The following is a 15,881-nucleotide window of genomic DNA, read 5'->3' as shown; positions in this document are numbered from 1 at the left end:
CGAAATTAGCTTTTAGATTGGTCAAAGTTATGCAGTTCATGACCAAGCTCGCGATACGCTTTATAGCGCTCGCGCCCTGCTAAACGCTCAGCCTCATTGACCGTAACTACCTCAACAATACGTGGAAACCTTGCTACCAGCGCCGGCACATCAGCAGGCATACGCACACCCAGATGAATCATGACATCGGCATGCGGAATGGAATCAAGTGAAGGTGAGGCAAAGCTCTCACTGAGCACAATTGGGTTTTCAGCGGCAGCTTCATCGTCAATGAAACAGTGCGGCAAAAAATCCACAGGACTAAACGACCAAAGTAATTCGTCGAGTTTTTTTAAATCCGCCTTTTCACCAACAATCACGATATTGCGAACGGGCTGACCTTCTGGTGTGGCACTCCAAATTTTGCGCGTCAAGCGACACGCATATTCCAATTTGTCAGCTACATTGCTGTGAAAATCAATTCTTGCCATAGTTGCTAGATTTATTTTTGCTCAAGCAAGAAATTCACCAACAAAGGTACAGGGCGTCCGGTAGACCCTTTAGCCGCCCCACTCTTCCATGCAGTGCCGGCGATATCCAAGTGCGCCCATTTGTATTTTTCGGTAAAGCGTGAGAGAAAGCATGCCGCAGTAACGCTGCCAGCAGGACGACCACCAATATTGGCCACATCCGCGAAATTGGACTTCAACTGCTCATGATAGGCAGCATCCAATGGCAATCTCCATACCGTATCCAAAGAGTCTTGACCTGCTTTGGTGATGGCATGAACTAAATCCTCATCATCTGAGAACAAGCCACTATGAACATGACCCAAGGCAATCACACAGGCACCTGTCAGGGTAGCAATATCAATCACTGCCTTAGGCTTGAAGCGCTCAACATAGGTCAGCGCATCACACAAAATTAAACGGCCTTCTGCATCAGTATTCAGAATCTCAATCGTTTGCCCTGACATACTCTTCACAATATCGCCAGGACGTGTTGCCTTACCTGATGGCATATTTTCACAAGTGGGGATGACGCCAATGACGTTCTTCTTCAACTTCATTAACCCAGTGGAATACATTGTTCCGATCACGGATGCAGCACCGCACATGTCGTATTTCATTTCATCCATGGCTTCACCTGGCTTTAATGAAATCCCACCCGTATCAAAAGTAATTCCTTTGCCCACCAACACAATAGGCGCTTCACCCGCCTTACCACCTTGATGACGCATCACGATAAATTGAGGTGGCGTTTCAGACCCTTGAGCCACAGACAAGAAAGACCCCATACCCAAAGCCTGGATTTGTTTGAGGCCAAGGACTTCTACTTTGAGCCCTGCCTTCTTGGCCAAGCCTTGCGCTGTTTTTCCTAGATAAGTAGGCGTGCAAACATTCGGCGGCAAGTTACCTAAATCCTTCGCTAGGTTCATGCCCTCGACCATCGCGCCACCTTGCTCCACAGCAAGTTTCAACTCTTTTGCACACGCATCATTACCCGCAAACACCAATTGCTTGAAGGTATCCGCCTTATCTTTGGCTTTAAATTTCATGGCGGGCTGGCGCACGCCAAAACGATAAGCCTGATCACCTGCATACTGAATTGTCAGACGCACTTCTTGACCAATTGTTTCTGTCGCCTTTGAATGCGTAAAGCTTGGAGCAAACCAAATTGCATTCTCGATAGAGCCACCACTTAATGCTTTTAATCCTGCGCGAGCAACTTTAGAGTAGGCACGAAGACTGCGATCGGATGCTAAGTGCAAATCACCTAAGCAAATCAGTAGCACCCGTTTCGCTTTCACAGCATTGGCAGACCATGATTTGTCCGCTCTTAATACGCAAACCGATGCTGGTTTGCTATCTAGATCACCCAATACGTTAGCGTGAGCAACAGCCCCGCCTAACAACGTATCTAACTCAGCCAAAAGGCCCGATTTTGTTTTTGCACCCTTTGCGCCAGCAAATCCATCCAAATCCGTTTTGGCATAAGCTAAAACCAAACAATCTGTCGCCTGAGCCAATAGGGTCTTTAGGCTGGATTTAAGAGATTTGACGCTTTGAAGGTCTGCTTGAGAGAAAATCTTGGTACTAAATTGAATAGTCATGATGGATTGCGTTATTTATTACAGTGTTTTAGGTCGATTAAGGGCTAAAGCTACAAATTGACGTTGTTTATCCATTATCCTCCGACATGAGATTAACCTAATTTGTCTAAGCCCACTGATCAGCAATCAAGCCCCAAAAGCCAAAACTTAGCCCGAATTTAGCCCCAGACAAATACCCCGCCCATGATCTTCAAAAGTGCCCTACGCCGCGAACTTAGCTTTACTACTGGTGGGGTCTTTTTAGTACTGGTAACCATTATGGTGACAACCTTGGTGATTCGAATCCTGGGTTATGCAGCTAACGGCACCGTCAACCCAGAGGACGCAATCGTTCTAATCGCCTTAGCCACCTTGGGCTACCTTGCTGTTTTATTGACCGTTTCACTATTTGTTGCCACTCTCATCGTCTTGGTGCGTTGGTACAAAGATTCCGAAATGATTGTTTGGTTTGCTAGCGGTCTGAGCATTAGTAATTTGATACGGCCGATCTTGCAATTTGCTACGCCACTCATCATTGTGATCGCCCTCCTCGCGCTGTTTGTCTGGCCATGGGCTAATCGAGAAACAACACTTATTAGCCAACGCTTTCAACAACGAGATGACGTCTCAATGGTAAGCGCAGGGCAATTCAAGGAGTCCGCTCGTGCGGAGCGCGTTTTCTTCATTGAAGAGCTTGATGTCGATAAGAGTGAAGTGAAGAATATATTTGTTGCGGATAACAAGAACGGGCGTCTTAGCATTGCTGTCGCATCTACTGGATTTATTCAAAATTCGGAAGGCGGAGAAAAATCGATTGTTCTGCGCAATGGTCGTCGCTATGAAGGCTATCCCACAGAGCCCGATTTCCGAATCTTGGAATTTAATGACTACACGACAAAGATTCGGAGTAAGGAAGCATTGGCTCCAGCACCCCGCGATAGAGAAAAAACGATTTCTGAGTTACTCAACGATGGCAATCCGAATGCGATTAACGCAAACCGCGCAGAGCTACTCTGGCGAATTGGCCTGCCACTCATGGCATTGGGCTTGGTGCTAATCGCTATACCGCTTGCCTATGTAAACCCCCGCCTCGGTAACTACACCGCCATGTTTTATGCGGTTCTCATTTATTTGATTTATAGCAATCTACTCAATCTGACCCAAAATTTTGTTGCTCAAGGTAAGTTCAGTGTGTTTGTTGGTATCTGGCCTATTCACATACTGGCCTTACTGATTGCAACCATGTTGATTCGTAATCGCATCAATCCTTCTGTGAAGTGGTGGCGCCGTCAGTTGCCTGCTGCATTGGCCAAAAAATGAAATTGCTCTTCCCCTACATCTACGAACGCTATTTAGCCAAGCAAATTTATATTGCGTTTGGCTTTATTTTGTTTGCCTTGGTAGCGCTGTTTCTGTTTTTTGATATCTTGAGTGAACTCGGATCAGTACAAGGTAGCTATACCCTTCCGTTGGCGCTCTTGCATGTCTTATTGAAAGCACCTGGTCGTATTTCAGAGATTATTCCGATCGCAGGTCTAATCGGCAGTATTTATGTATTTGCCATGTTAGCCAGCCAATCTGAATTCACCATCTTGAGAATTGCTGGACTCGACGTCAAACGGGGTCTGATTGCGCTGACTAAGATATCCGTACCACTGGTCGTGCTAACGCTGGTGATGAGCGAATGGGCCGGCCCTTATGCCGAGAACAAATCAGAGCAGATCCGCATGAAGGCGTTGGGCGCCACTTACTCATCCCAATTTAAGACTGGCGTTTGGGTGAAAGATCGTCTGCGTGATGAAGATGGTAGCGGCCCCGTGCGGCCCGGAGTTCGTTATGTGAACGTGGGCAATGTCGATAAGGACAATGAGATTCGCAATATCCGCATGTACGAATTTAACGATACCTACAACCTGCTATCCATTCGTAGCGCACCTTCTGGTCACTTTGATGAGAGCGGCATCTGGGTTCTCAACGATGTAACTGAGACCCGCTTCAAAGAAACTAAACAATCGGATCCACTCAATCCCGTATTTAGCGCACAAACCTTAACCCACCCCATCTTGACGCTGGAGTCAGAAGTAACGCCACAGATTCTGAATGTGCTGTTAATTAGTCCGGAAAAAATGTCGATTGTGAGTCTGGCTCGCTTTATTGCGCATCTTCAAGAAAATAAACAGGATGCCAAGCGCCATGCAATCGCCTTTTGGAAAAAAGTGGTCTACCCCCTCACGATTTTCGTGATGCTTGCTTTAGCCCTTCCGTTTGCTTACTTAAAGGTACGCGCTGGTAGCGTCGGTATTAAAGTTTTTGGCGGCATCATGCTGGGCATGAGCTTCCAACTCTTTAATTCTTTATTCTCGAACGTGGGCTTACTCAGTGCATGGCCAGCGCTATTAACAGCACTGATTCCCCCGATGCTCTACTTCCTCTTGGCCCTTGCTGCGCTGAGATGGGTTTCTAAAGCCTAATATCTAAAATTCATATAGAATCTACTCCATATATCTATGTAGATATATGGATAGGAGTCCTTTTCATGAATTTGCATCAATTTCGCTTTGTCCGCGAAGCTGTTCGGCAGAACTTTAATTTGACGGCTGCAGCAAAAGCCCTTTTTACGTCTCAGCCCGGCGTTTCTAAAGCCATCATTGAGCTAGAAGATGAACTCGGTGTAGAAATTTTCCGCAGGCACGGCAAACGTATTCGTTCGCTAACAGAGCCCGGCAAACGCATCTTGGTTTCTATCGAGCGCATTTTGGATGAAGTGGAAACATTAAAGCGCGTGGGTAAAGATTTTGCGAGTCAAGACCAAGGCAACTTCGTTATTGCAACCACACACACTCAAGCACGCTACGCATTGCCTAAAGTGCTCACTGAATTTACGAAACGTTTTCCAAAGGTACGCGTCAGTATTCAACAAGGTAGCCCAGGACAAATTGCTGAGCTCCTCATCCATGATCGTGCAGATATCGCAATTGCGACAGAGGGCATTGCGAATACGCCTGGGGTTCTTGCTCTACCGGGATACCAATGGCAACACGTGATTATGGTTCCACTCAGCCACCCCTTGCTAAATCAAGCAAACGTTACCTTAGAAGAAATCGCTAAGTACCCCATCATTACTTACGACAAAGCGTTTGCTGGTCGTAGCAAAATTGATGCAGCCTTTGCGCAACGGAACATCGAGCCTGACATTATTTTGGAAGCCATTGATGCTGACGTAATCAAGACCTATGTCGAAGCAGGCATGGGAATTGGTATTGTTGCAGGCCATGCATACGACCCTGATCGAGATCGCAATCTCAAAGTGATTAACGTAGGACATTTATTTGGAAACAACGTTTCTCACATCGGCGTCAAGCAAGGCGCCTATCTTCGCTCATTCGTGTATACCTTCATTGAACTGTTCTCACCAACATTGACCAAGAAAATAGTTGAACAGGCCATGAATGAGAAGGCAGAGACATACGAGATCTGATCGCAGACTTAGGTGCGAATGATTCAAGTGGGTCTGAATGGGGCTGAATTAGGTTCACCAAGTTCAATTGATGGTGCCTCGGGGCGGACTCGAACCGCCACGCCTTGCGGCACCGGATTTTGAGTCCGGCACGTCTACCAATTCCATCACCGAGGCAGGTGTTTGCAGTGGAAATTCTGCTGTATTAGCCAAATTGCTATAGCTAAGACATGAGAGTGTAACAAAAATTGCCTCTATGCCCCCTACCTCGCTTTCAGTACCCCTTAAAATAGGGTCTTATAGCCAAATAATGTAAAGGACTTACCCGTATGGCCGGCCACTCGAAATGGGCCAATATTCAGCACCGCAAAGGACGTCAAGACGAAAAACGCGGCAAGATTTGGACCAAACTCATTAAAGAAATTACCGTTGCTGCCAAACTAGGTGGCGGCGATCTCGCTACAAATCCCCGTCTACGCTTGGCTGTTGATAAAGCCAAAGACTCTAATATGCCGAACGATAACGTGCAAAGGGCTATTCAGCGTGGCACCGGCACTTTGGAGGGCGTGAGCTATGAAGAGATCCGTTATGAAGGCTATGGCATCAATGGCGCCGCCATCATCGTGGATTGCTTAACTGACAACCGGACTCGTACCGTTGCTGAAGTGCGTCATGCTTTCAATAAAAATGGCGGCAATATGGGTACCGAAGGATCCGTTGCCTTCTTGTTTAAGCATTGTGGCCAAATGTTATTTGCACCAGGGACCAATGAAGATCAACTCATGGAAGTAGCATTAGATGCTGGTGCCGATGACGTGATTAGTCATGACGATGGATCTTTTGAAGTACTCACACCCGTGCCTGATTTTCCAAAAGTGCAAGATGCCATTAGCAAAGCGGGATTAAAAGCGGAGCTGGCTACGATTGCCATGCGCCCTGAAACCGAAATTTCGCTTGAAGGCGAACAAGCCGAGAGCATGCAAAAGCTACTCGATGCGCTTGAGAATCTGGATGATGTACAAGAAGTATTTACCAACGCCGCCCTGTAACTCTATTCGCCTTATAACCCTATTCATTCTTTCTGATATTTGCCATTATGAAAATTCTTCTCGTTGGATCTGGTGGACGCGAACATGCCCTAGCTTGGAAACTGGCTCAGTCCCCGCAAATTCAAACTGTTTATGTAGCACCAGGTAATGGCGGCACTGCTACTGCCAAACAAGCTGCGGCTGGGATTGAGAATCTTCCGATTACAGGTCTTCAAGAATTGGCAGATTTTGCTAAACGCGAAAAGATTCACCTCACTGTAGTGGGTCCAGAGGCACCACTAGCAGCAGGTATTGTGGATGTCTTTCGAAATAACGGTTTACGCATTTTTGGCCCAACACAATTGGCTGCCCAACTGGAGTCCTCAAAAGACTTTTCTAAAGCCTTCATGAAACGGCACGGCATTCCTACTGCTGACTACCAAACATTTTCTAATGCATTAGAAGCGCATGCTTATATTGATGCCAAAGGTGCGCCGATTGTGATTAAGGCAGATGGTCTTGCTGCAGGCAAAGGTGTAGTTGTCGCCATGAGCCTGAATGAGGCGCATGCTGCAGTAGACATGATGCTGGCTGATAACAAATTAGGTAATGCTGGCGCACGTGTGGTGATTGAAGAGTTCCTCACTGGTGAAGAAGCAAGCTTCATTGTTCTGGTTGATGGAAAAAATGTGCTTGCCCTAGCTACTAGCCAAGATCACAAACGTTTATTAGATGCCGATCAAGGCCCTAATACTGGCGGCATGGGTGCTTACTCCCCTGCTCCTGTAGTTACACCGGAAATTCATGCGCGCGCCTTACGCGAAGTCATCATGCCAACCGTTAAAGGTATGGAAGCAGATGGTTTGCCGTATACCGGCTTCTTGTATGCAGGACTTATGATCGCACCTGATGGAAAAATCAAAACCCTTGAGTTCAATTGCCGCATGGGCGATCCAGAAACCCAACCGATCATGGCTCGCTTGCGTAGTGATCTCGTAAATGCGCTTGACCACGCTGTTGATGGCAAGCTCAATGAAGTGGAACTCGAATGGGATCGTCGTACGGCGCTTGGCGTAGTACTGGCTGCTCACAATTACCCAGACACTCCACGCAATGGTGATGTCATTACTGGCATACCAGCTGATACGGATGATCAGATCACCTTTCATGCGGGCACCAAATTGCAAGATGGCAAAGTTGTGACCTCTGGCGGGCGAGTTCTCTGCGTTGTTGGTTTAGCAGATACTGTAAAAGGTGCCCAACAAAAGGCTTATGACGCAATTAGCAAAATCGAATTTGACGGCATGCAATATCGCAAAGACATTGGTTACCGCGCTATTAAATAAATACTCAAAATAAAGATTGCCTCTTTTGTCAGCTGAACAGACCCAAATCGATATAGCAGCCTTAAAGAATTATTTTCTTGGGCTGCAAGATCGCATCACTAGCGCAATGAGTGCTTTAGATGGCAAAGCCTTTGTCGCCGATGAATGGCATAAGCCTGAGGACAGCAAACTCAAAGGATATGGTCGCACCTGCATCCTGGATGGCGGCAATATTTTAGAAAAAGGTGGGGTTGGTTTCTCCCATGTTCGCGGTGATCAAATGCCACCCTCGGCATCACATCATCGCCCTGAGGTAGCGGGTCGTAGCTTTGAGGCGATGGGGGTCTCCTTGGTCTTCCATCCGAATAATCCCAAAGTACCCACTACGCATATGAATGTGCGCTGTTTTATTGCGCAAGCGCCTGATAAGGAGCCAGTGTGGTGGTTTGGTGGCGGCTTTGACCTAACACCCTACTACGGCGTAGATGAAGATTGCAAACACTTTCATCAAACGGCTAAAGACGCACTAGACCCCTTTGGCGACTCACTCTACCCTCGCTTTAAGAAATGGTGCGATGAGTACTTTTATCTGAAGCATCGCGAAGAGCCTCGCGGTATTGGTGGTGTATTTTTTGATGACTTTAATGAATTAGGGTTTGAGAAAAGCTTTGCCATGACGCGCGCCGTAGGTGATGCCTTTATTAATGCCTATCTACCCATTGTGGAGAGGCGCTACAAAGATTCCTTTACGGCAGAAGAAAAGTCATTCCAAGAATATCGTCGTGGTCGCTATGTGGAATACAACCTCATCTTCGATCGCGGCACCATCTTTGGCCTTCACTCAGGCGGGCGTACCGAATCCATCTTGATGTCAATGCCACCTGTGGTGCAATGGCGCTACAACTGGCATCCGGAGCCTGGCACACCCGAGGCTAAGCTCTATGACTATTACCTCAAACCGCGTGATTGGTTAGCTTGAGCACTACAAACACAAGCACTCGTAAACGTATAGGCATTTTGGGTGGCACCTTTGACCCACCCCATGTAGGCCATTTAAAACTTGCCAGCCACTTTGCAAAACTCTTGCATCTCGACACTGTGTTGTTGATCCCAAGCGGTGAACCCTGGCAAAAAGGCAGCGGTATCACCCCCGCTGAAATCCGCTATCAACTAACAGAGGCTGCTGGTATTGATTTAGCCAGAGCATTTCTATATTTGAAGATCCCCACTCAAATTGGTATTGACCGCATTGAAATTGATCGCGCGGGGCCAAGCTACGCTATTGACACTGTCAAAGCATTACGTGAGCGATTTGGTGCTGAGGCTAGCCTCATTTGGTTAATGGGTGCCGATTCATTAAATGCGCTTCCGAGCTGGAACTCTTGGCAAGAGCTCATTCATTACGTTAATTTTGCGGTAGCCAGCAGACCCCATCACGATCTCGGGTTAAATAGTGATACTGAAGTAAACCACACAGTAAAGCAATTCCTCGATGCCCATCAAACAATGGAAACGAGTGCTCTTGAAAACCAAGCATTTGGCCTTATCTATATAGATGAGACACTAGCAGTTGATCTTTCTTCGACAAACCTTAGAAACCAGCTGAAAACAGCTCGCAATTCGATTGAGGCTGAAGCCATTCCATCTCATACCCTGAGCATTATTCACAATCTGGGCTTGTATCAGTAATCAAGCTAAGATCACACTCAACAGTAGAATAACGATACGACTATGGATTTACGAAAATTACAACGCGTCATCATTGATGCTTTAGAAGATGTTAAAGCGCAGGATATTCGCGTCTATGACACCAGCAAACTGAGCGAGCTCTTTGATCGCGTCATCATTGCGACCGGCTCTAGCAATCGCCAAACCCGTTCTTTAGCGATGTCTGTTAAGGAAGAAGTTAATGCCAAAGGTGGTGAAGTCATTTCAATTGAAGGACTAGAAACTGGGGAGTGGGTGCTAGTGGATTGCGGCGATATCGTGGTGCATATTTTGCAGCCCATGTTGCGCTCTTACTACCAACTCGAAGGTATGTGGGGTGCTAAGCCCGTGCGTGTGAAATTGGCTGGCGATAAGGGTCTCCCCAAAGCAAGCGAGCCCGACGAAGAGTAATTCACGCTTAGCCAATGCGCTTAACTATTGTTTCCGTTGGCCATAAAATGCCGGACTGGGTTGCTACCGCAACCCAGGATTACATCAAACGCATGCCCTCCGATTGCAGTATTGAAATCAAAGAAATTAAACCGGATTTAACTCCAGCTAAAGAGGCCGTAAAGATTCTGGCTGCGATTCCGAAAGGATCGCGTGTTATTGCGCTAGATGAGCGTGGCAAAGACCAGACTACGCAAAACTTAGCAACGCAACTAGCCAATTGGCGCCAAGAAGGCTTTGATATTACCTTTTTGATTGGCGGAGCTGATGGATTAGACGCTGACTTAAAGAGTCATGCGCAAGCCATGTGGAGACTATCCAGCCTCACACTGCCCCACGCAATGGCTAGAGTGTTGCTAGTAGAGCAACTCTATCGTGCTTGGACGATTCTGCAAGGCCATCCCTATCATCGCGAGTGAGCAATTGAGCAACTTTATTTATCTTGCCTCACAGAGTCCTAGACGCCAAGAACTTTTAAAGCAAATTGGCGTGCGCTATGAAATGCTGCTTCCTGTAGCCGGTGAAGATGTCGAAAGTATTGAAACCCCCTTACCTCAAGAAAAAGCAAGTGATTATGTGAAACGCGTCACACTAGCCAAAGCATCACTGGCACTCGCACGTTGGAAACAAAGCGGTCTGCCCTGGGCACCTATTCTGTGTGCTGACACTACAGTGAGCCTGCCCAATAGTCCCGATGGTGAAATTCTTGGGAAACCCATTGACGAAAACGATGCTCGCCGAATTCTAGAGATGCTAAGCGGCAAAACTCATGAAGTATTAACGGCTGTTGCCCTTACGAGCAAACCGGAAGATACGCCAAACTGTGTTGTGCAGATTTCGGAGGTGCAATTTACCCCTCTTTCCACAGAACAAATTGATGCGTATATCGCCAGCAAAGAGCCTTTTGGGAAGGCTGGTGCCTACGGCATCCAAGGCAGTGCTGGCGCATTTATCTCCAAGATCAATGGGAGTTATAGCGGTATCATGGGGCTTCCGCTTTACGAAACCGCCCAACTACTAGATCACGCGCGAATTACCCGCATATGAATGAAGAAATTCTGATTAATATCACCCCGCAAGAAACGCGCGTTGCCTTAATTCAACAAGGCGCAGTTCAAGAGCTGCAGATTGAGCGTACCCGTCAGCGAGGTATTGTTGGCAATATCTACCTCGCAAAGGTTGTCCGAGTTCTACCAGGCATGCAATCTGCCTTTATTGAAATTGGTCTTGAGCGCACTGCATTTATGCATGTGGCGGATATCACCCAAAACAATCCACAGGCTCAAATTGAGAAGTTATTGTTTGAAGGTCAGACACTGCTAGTACAGGTCCTTAAAGATCCGCTTGGTACTAAGGGTGCCCGCTTAACCACTCAATTAAGTATTGCGGGTCGTAATCTAGTTTATTTACCTCCAGCAGGTACTGATGTCGCTACCGAGAAATATATTGGCGTCTCTCAGCGCATTGACCAACCGGAGGAGCGTGAAGCTATCAAAGCACGCTTAGCGAGCTTGATGGTCGAAGACGAAAAAGGCGGGATTATCGTCCGCACCAGCGCTCAAGATGCTACCGATACTGAATTACAGCACGATATGCATTACCTCAGAACCACTTGGGAAAGCATTCGTGAGGCCATGAAGCACAAGGCTGCCCCCAGCTTGCTATACCAAGACCTCAGTCTTGCTGAGCGCGTCCTACGCGATGTTGCCGGTGAGGAAACAACGCAAATTCGGGTGGACTCTGCCGAGAACTTTGAAAAACTCAAAGGCTTTGCCAATCTGTACATGCCCAACTTATTGGGCAAACTTACCTTGCATCGTGGCGAACGCGCCCTCTTTGATCTATTCGATGTCGATGCTGAAATCAATAAGGCACTTGGTCGTCGGGTTGATCTCAAGTCTGGCGGCTATCTCATGATTGACCAAACAGAGTCCATGACAACGATTGATGTGAATACGGGCAGCTATGTTGGTGCGCGTAATTTAGATGACACTGTCTTTAAAACTAATCTTGAAGCTGCTCAAGCGATCGCCCGTCAACTGCGTCTCCGTAATCTTGGCGGCATCATCATCATCGACTTCATTGACATGATTAGCAAAGATCATCAAGAAGCGGTGCTAAATGAACTTAAACGCAATCTTGAGAGAGATCACGCCCGCACCTCAGTAAGCGACTTCTCTGCCCTAGGCTTAGTGGAGATGACGCGCAAACGCACTCGTGAATCACTGGCCCATATCACCTGCGAGCCTTGCCCCACCTGTACCGGTAAGGGAGAAATCAAAACTGCGCAGACTATCTGTTATGAGATTTTGCGGGAAATTGTGCGCGAGCATCGTCAATTTAATCCTCGCGAATTTAGGATCGTTGCCGCACCTGATGTCATTGATCTCTTCCTGGAAGAAGAAAATCAATTTTTAGCGCAGTTAGGTGACTTCATTGGCAAGCCCATCACCTTGCAGGCAGAAGGTAGCTTCCGCCAAGAACAGTACGATATCGTTCTTAGTTAGTTCTTTGGCGTATTAAGCGTTCGCAAACTGAATGCGATGAAGATTGGCATATAAGCCGTCTTGCTTGATCAACTCTTCGTGCGAGCCATTCTCAACAATGCGGCCATGCTCAAGCACCACAATACGATCTGCATGCTCAATCGTGGATAAGCGATGCGCAATTACCAAAGTGGTTCTACCCGCCATGAGGCGCTCCAAAGCATCTTGCACCTGACGCTCTGACTCTGAATCCAGGGCTGAAGTAGCTTCATCCAAAATCAATATAGGCGCATTTTTATAGATTGCTCTAGCAATGGCTAGGCGCTGGCGTTGTCCGCCAGATAAGCGGTTGCCGTTATCCCCCACCAAGGAATCAATACCGTCTGGAAGCTCACGAATCATGGCACTCAGATTGGCAGCTTCCAAAGCTTCCATCACGCGTCCACGATCAATGCCCTTTTCGCTAGTAGCACCGTAAGCTACGTTAGCCGCAATCGTGTCATTAAACAAAATCACATCCTGACTTACAAATGCCATTTGTTTTCTGACATCGGCAAGCACAATATCTTCTAAAGGATGATCGTCCAAATAAATATGCCCGCTAGTAGGCCTGAAGAATCGAGGTAATAAATTGACTAAGGTCGACTTACCACCACCTGAAGGTCCAACGAAGGCGACGATTTCACCAGGCTTGATATTTAAATTAATGTTGCTGAGTGCATCTTTGCGACCTTGCTCTTGCTGATAAGAGAAACCAACATTCTCAAATCGAATTGCGCCTTTAGCCTTATCCAAAGATTGCATATTCAGGCGACGCTCTTCAGCCTCTTCAAATGGCTGATCCATTAGACCAAATATCATTTCAGCCGCAGTCAGTCCGCGCTGCAATGGCTGATTGATATCTGCCAAATGCTTTAAGGGGGAAATCACTAGCATCATTGCCGTAATAAAAGCAGCGAATCCACCAACGGTAGTACCTTCTGTGGCCGACTGCATCAAGGCAATCACCAATACGATTGATAAGGCCATTGATGCAATTAACTGGGTAATCGGTTGATTTAAACCCCCTGCGACTGCAGACTTCAGAGCAAATTGACGCAAACGCTCCGCCTTTTGCATAAAGCGATTCATCTCATACTCGTGAGCTCCATGTACCTTCACAATTTTGTAACCTGCAGCAGACTCTTCAACGATATACGCCAACTCACTGGTTAAATTTTGTTGTTCACGATTGAGTGATCTCAAACGTCGATTAATCTTGCTCATGATGAATGCAATCACAGGAAAGATGAATAGAACAACGAGAGTCAATTTCCAGTTTAAATAAATTAGGTAGCCCATTAAACCGACCACCGTTAATGAGTCACGCACGAGACTAATTAACATGCCACCCATAATTGACAGCACATTATTGACTTCAAACACCACAGCATTAATTAAGCTCGATGCAGAATTTTTCTGAAAGAATGTTGTGCTGGCATGAAGCAATGTCTGGAACATTTGCTCACGGAGTTTTAGGAGCACAGCATTGATCACGCGAGTCAACAAGTAGTTTGATAAGAATTGCGCCAAACTGCGCACCAAAGCCAAGCCAACCAAAAACACAGGCACTTGCCAAAGCTTGGTGTTGAGCTGTCCAGTGAAGCCACGGTCCAACAAGGGCTTCATCAGAGCGGGTATGGATGTCTCGGCAGCAGCGACCACTGCCATAGCCAATAGGGAGCCCACAATCAGCCCAATATGGGGTTTTAGATAGGTAATTAAGCGATTTAGTGCGGTACGGTCTTGAGCATTCATATAATGAATTATGCCCACCTTATCCGTCATACTCATCACCCGCAACGAAGAGGCCAATTTAGAGGACTGTCTAGCCTCTTTAGATGGAATTGCCGAGCAGATTGTGGTGGTCGACACCAATAGCACTGATCGCACCCTAGAAATTGCCCAAAAATATGGCGCAAGCATTGCCCAACCCCCGGATTGGCCAGGTTTTGGCCCCCAAAAGAACCGTGCCTTGGACCTTGCTACAGGCGACTGGGTGCTCTCTTTAGATGCGGATGAGCGCCTTACCCCTGCCCTGAGATCTGAAATTTTGACTGCCATCCACCACAGCGCCCATGTGGATTGCTTTGCCATCCCCAGACTGTCTTGGTATTGCGGTCGGTTCATTCGCCACTCCGGATGGTCGCCTGACTATGTTGACCGCTTATTTAAGCGAGGAAGCGCTCGCTTTTCAGACGATTTAGTACATGAGAGACTTATTCCGAATGGCCCAGTCGCCAAATTAGAAAACCCCATGCTGCATTACAGCTTTATGAATTACTCCCAAGTTTTACAAAAGCTGGATCGCTACTCGACCGCCTCTGCTGAACAAGCATTTGCCAAAGGCAAAACCAGCAACCCCTTAAAGGCGGTCTTGCATGGCGCCTGGGCTTTCATACGTACCTACTTCATTCGTGCCGGATTCTTGGACGGCAGTCAGGGATTTGCCTTGGCCATTTCAAATGGTCAAGGCACCTACTACCGCTATATCAAGCTTTGGCATCTGAATCAGGAAGCGCGTAAATGATTTCGATTTTGTTGGCCACTTACAACTGGCCACAAGCGCTAAAGCTCTGCCTTGAATCATTAGAGACTCAAACCGATCGGGATTTTGAAATCATCATTGCTGATGATGGCTCTACCAACAGCACCAAAGATCTTATCGATGCGTTTAAAGCGCAAACCTCTCTTCCAATCACCCATCTGTGGCAAGAGGACCGGGGTTTTCGTAAAACCAAAATTCTGAATCAAGCAATTGAGCATGCCAAAGGAGATTACTTAGTGTTCCTAGATGGGGACTGCATTGTTCAACCGGACTTCGTAGCGCAACATCGCGCCCTTTCGCAAACAGGGTTCTTAGTCACAGGCAGTCGCGTTTTATTGAACGAGCAATTAACGCAAGAGCTGACTGCATCTAGCAAAAGGGGCAAGTGGGACTACAGACTATTCAAGTCTAATCTCCTGAAATATCGGTTGACTGGTCAAATCAATAAATATTGGCCCCTCAAAATCAAGTTGGGGGATGGGTCTTGGCGTGTTTATAAAAAGTTTGTGTGGCGCCGTATTAAAGGGTGCAATATGGCTTGCTGGAAAGCCGATGCACAAGCGATCAATGGCTTTGATGAAACCATGACTGGTTGGGGTCATGAAGATGCCGATTTTGTTTTCCGTTTGCAGCATCATCACATCAAACGGAAGTCAGGTTCATGGGCAACGGAAGTACTGCATCTCTTCCATAAAATACATGATCAAAGCAATGCTGCCGAGAATGCCCGTCGTGTTCGTGAAAAAATTCTTGCTAAGGCTCTCTGAAAA

General features: G+C 47.0%; 15 protein-coding genes, 1 tRNA gene and 1 pseudogene. 13 read left to right on the top strand and 4 right to left on the bottom strand.

Annotated elements, in window-relative coordinates:
• Nucleotides 1-5: 5 nt before the first annotated feature.
• The gene (locus IC571_RS03780) at nucleotides 6-470 is read right to left on the bottom strand and encodes a DNA polymerase III subunit chi (RefSeq protein WP_215317491.1); all 465 of its coding nucleotides are present in this window, start codon (nucleotides 468-470) and stop codon (nucleotides 6-8) included.
• An 11-nt stretch (nucleotides 471-481) separates the two neighbouring features.
• Nucleotides 482-2,086, bottom strand: a complete 1,605-nt coding sequence (locus tag IC571_RS03775; protein ID WP_371742906.1) for a leucyl aminopeptidase — start codon at nucleotides 2,084-2,086, stop codon at nucleotides 482-484.
• Between the two features lie 189 nt (nucleotides 2,087-2,275).
• Between IC571_RS03775 and lptF the strand changes: the two genes are divergently transcribed.
• From lptF to IC571_RS03760, 3 genes are all read left to right on the top strand, one after another.
• Nucleotides 2,276-3,391, top strand: a complete 1,116-nt coding sequence (gene lptF, locus IC571_RS03770) for an LPS export ABC transporter permease LptF (RefSeq protein ID WP_215317489.1) — start codon at nucleotides 2,276-2,278, stop codon at nucleotides 3,389-3,391.
• Complete coding sequence (gene lptG / locus IC571_RS03765) at nucleotides 3,388-4,542, top strand: LPS export ABC transporter permease LptG (protein WP_215317488.1); 1,155 nt, start codon at nucleotides 3,388-3,390, stop codon at nucleotides 4,540-4,542. Before lptF ends, lptG begins: the two co-directional genes overlap by 4 nt.
• 65 nt (nucleotides 4,543-4,607) lie before the next feature.
• Nucleotides 4,608-5,549 (top strand): CysB family HTH-type transcriptional regulator, encoded by a 942-nt coding sequence (locus IC571_RS03760; protein WP_215317487.1) that lies wholly within the window; start codon nucleotides 4,608-4,610, stop codon nucleotides 5,547-5,549.
• A 71-nt stretch (nucleotides 5,550-5,620) separates the two neighbouring features.
• Here the strand turns inward: IC571_RS03760 and IC571_RS03755 are convergent.
• Nucleotides 5,621-5,705: transfer RNA gene (locus IC571_RS03755), tRNA-Leu, on the bottom strand.
• Nucleotides 5,706-5,857: 152 nt separating this feature from the next.
• Here IC571_RS03755 and IC571_RS03750 point away from each other — a divergent pair.
• The 8 genes and pseudogenes from IC571_RS03750 to rng all read left to right on the top strand — a co-directional run bounded on the left by IC571_RS03750 (nucleotide 5,858) and on the right by rng (nucleotide 12,545).
• Nucleotides 5,858-6,577, top strand: a complete 720-nt coding sequence (locus IC571_RS03750) for a YebC/PmpR family DNA-binding transcriptional regulator (RefSeq protein ID WP_215317486.1) — start codon at nucleotides 5,858-5,860, stop codon at nucleotides 6,575-6,577.
• A 47-nt stretch (nucleotides 6,578-6,624) separates the two neighbouring features.
• Nucleotides 6,625-7,902 (top strand): phosphoribosylamine--glycine ligase, encoded by a 1,278-nt coding sequence (gene purD, locus IC571_RS03745; protein WP_215317485.1) that lies wholly within the window; start codon nucleotides 6,625-6,627, stop codon nucleotides 7,900-7,902.
• A 46-nt stretch (nucleotides 7,903-7,948) separates the two neighbouring features.
• Nucleotides 7,949-8,860, top strand: coding sequence for an oxygen-dependent coproporphyrinogen oxidase (gene hemF, locus IC571_RS03740; RefSeq protein WP_215317801.1), 912 nt, complete (start codon nucleotides 7,949-7,951; stop codon nucleotides 8,858-8,860).
• Nucleotides 8,857-9,570: a nicotinate (nicotinamide) nucleotide adenylyltransferase gene (gene nadD / locus IC571_RS03735; RefSeq protein WP_215317484.1), complete on the top strand. Its 714-nt coding sequence runs from the start codon at nucleotides 8,857-8,859 to the stop codon at nucleotides 9,568-9,570. The genes hemF and nadD overlap by 4 nt, the downstream gene beginning before the upstream one ends.
• Before the next feature lie 42 nt (nucleotides 9,571-9,612).
• A pseudogene (gene rsfS, locus IC571_RS03730) lies at nucleotides 9,613-9,996 on the top strand (ribosome silencing factor); the annotation flags it as partial.
• A 17-nt stretch (nucleotides 9,997-10,013) separates the two neighbouring features.
• Nucleotides 10,014-10,457: a 23S rRNA (pseudouridine(1915)-N(3))-methyltransferase RlmH gene (gene rlmH / locus IC571_RS03725; RefSeq protein WP_215317482.1), complete on the top strand. Its 444-nt coding sequence runs from the start codon at nucleotides 10,014-10,016 to the stop codon at nucleotides 10,455-10,457.
• Between the two features lie 4 nt (nucleotides 10,458-10,461).
• A complete protein-coding gene (locus IC571_RS03720) occupies nucleotides 10,462-11,085 on the top strand; it encodes a nucleoside triphosphate pyrophosphatase (protein ID WP_215317481.1) in 624 nt (207 codons plus the stop codon).
• Nucleotides 11,082-12,545: a ribonuclease G gene (gene rng, locus IC571_RS03715; RefSeq protein WP_215317480.1), complete on the top strand. Its 1,464-nt coding sequence runs from the start codon at nucleotides 11,082-11,084 to the stop codon at nucleotides 12,543-12,545. The genes IC571_RS03720 and rng overlap by 4 nt, the downstream gene beginning before the upstream one ends.
• A gap of 12 nt (nucleotides 12,546-12,557) precedes the next feature.
• Here the strand turns inward: rng and msbA are convergent, their stop codons facing one another.
• Nucleotides 12,558-14,321 carry a lipid A export permease/ATP-binding protein MsbA gene (msbA, locus tag IC571_RS03710; protein WP_215317479.1) on the bottom strand — a complete coding sequence of 588 codons (1,764 nt, stop codon included), beginning with the start codon at nucleotides 14,319-14,321 and terminating at the stop codon, nucleotides 12,558-12,560.
• 10 nt (nucleotides 14,322-14,331) lie between these two features.
• On the opposite strand from msbA, the gene IC571_RS03705 reads away from it, so the two are divergent.
• Together IC571_RS03705 and IC571_RS03700 are read left to right on the top strand one after the other, a co-directional pair.
• Nucleotides 14,332-15,093 carry a glycosyltransferase family 2 protein gene (locus tag IC571_RS03705; RefSeq protein ID WP_215317478.1) on the top strand — a complete coding sequence of 254 codons (762 nt, stop codon included), beginning with the start codon at nucleotides 14,332-14,334 and terminating at the stop codon, nucleotides 15,091-15,093.
• Entirely contained in the window at nucleotides 15,090-15,878 is a 789-nt protein-coding gene (locus IC571_RS03700; RefSeq protein ID WP_215317477.1) for a glycosyltransferase family 2 protein, read from the top strand. Before IC571_RS03705 ends, IC571_RS03700 begins: the two co-directional genes overlap by 4 nt.
• Nucleotides 15,879-15,881 lie beyond the last annotated feature (3 nt).

This window comes from Polynucleobacter sp. MWH-UH2A, assembly GCF_018687195.1.
GTDB lineage: Bacteria > Pseudomonadota > Gammaproteobacteria > Burkholderiales > Burkholderiaceae > Polynucleobacter.
The sequence above is the reverse complement of the archived record's forward strand: the minus strand, read 5'-3'. Positions and strand labels throughout refer to the sequence as shown.

Bases quoted from the DNA above. Each gene is read 5' to 3' on its own strand.
- IC571_RS03780 (WP_215317491.1), bottom strand. From the start codon at position 470: ATGGCAAGAATTGATTTTCACAGCAATGTAGCTGACAAATTGGAATAT.
- lptF (WP_215317489.1), top strand. From the start codon at position 2,276: ATGATCTTCAAAAGTGCCCTACGCCGCGAACTTAGCTTTACTACTGGT.
- lptG (WP_215317488.1), top strand. From the start codon at position 3,388: ATGAAATTGCTCTTCCCCTACATCTACGAACGCTATTTAGCCAAGCAA.
- IC571_RS03760 (WP_215317487.1), top strand. From the start codon at position 4,608: ATGAATTTGCATCAATTTCGCTTTGTCCGCGAAGCTGTTCGGCAGAAC.
- IC571_RS03750 (WP_215317486.1), top strand. From the start codon at position 5,858: ATGGCCGGCCACTCGAAATGGGCCAATATTCAGCACCGCAAAGGACGT.
- purD (WP_215317485.1), top strand. From the start codon at position 6,625: ATGAAAATTCTTCTCGTTGGATCTGGTGGACGCGAACATGCCCTAGCT.
- rlmH (WP_215317482.1), top strand. From the start codon at position 10,014: ATGCGCTTAACTATTGTTTCCGTTGGCCATAAAATGCCGGACTGGGTT.
- rng (WP_215317480.1), top strand. From the start codon at position 11,082: ATGAATGAAGAAATTCTGATTAATATCACCCCGCAAGAAACGCGCGTT.
- msbA (WP_215317479.1), bottom strand. From the start codon at position 14,321: ATGAATGCTCAAGACCGTACCGCACTAAATCGCTTAATTACCTATCTA.
- IC571_RS03705 (WP_215317478.1), top strand. From the start codon at position 14,332: ATGCCCACCTTATCCGTCATACTCATCACCCGCAACGAAGAGGCCAAT.
- IC571_RS03700 (WP_215317477.1), top strand. From the start codon at position 15,090: ATGATTTCGATTTTGTTGGCCACTTACAACTGGCCACAAGCGCTAAAG.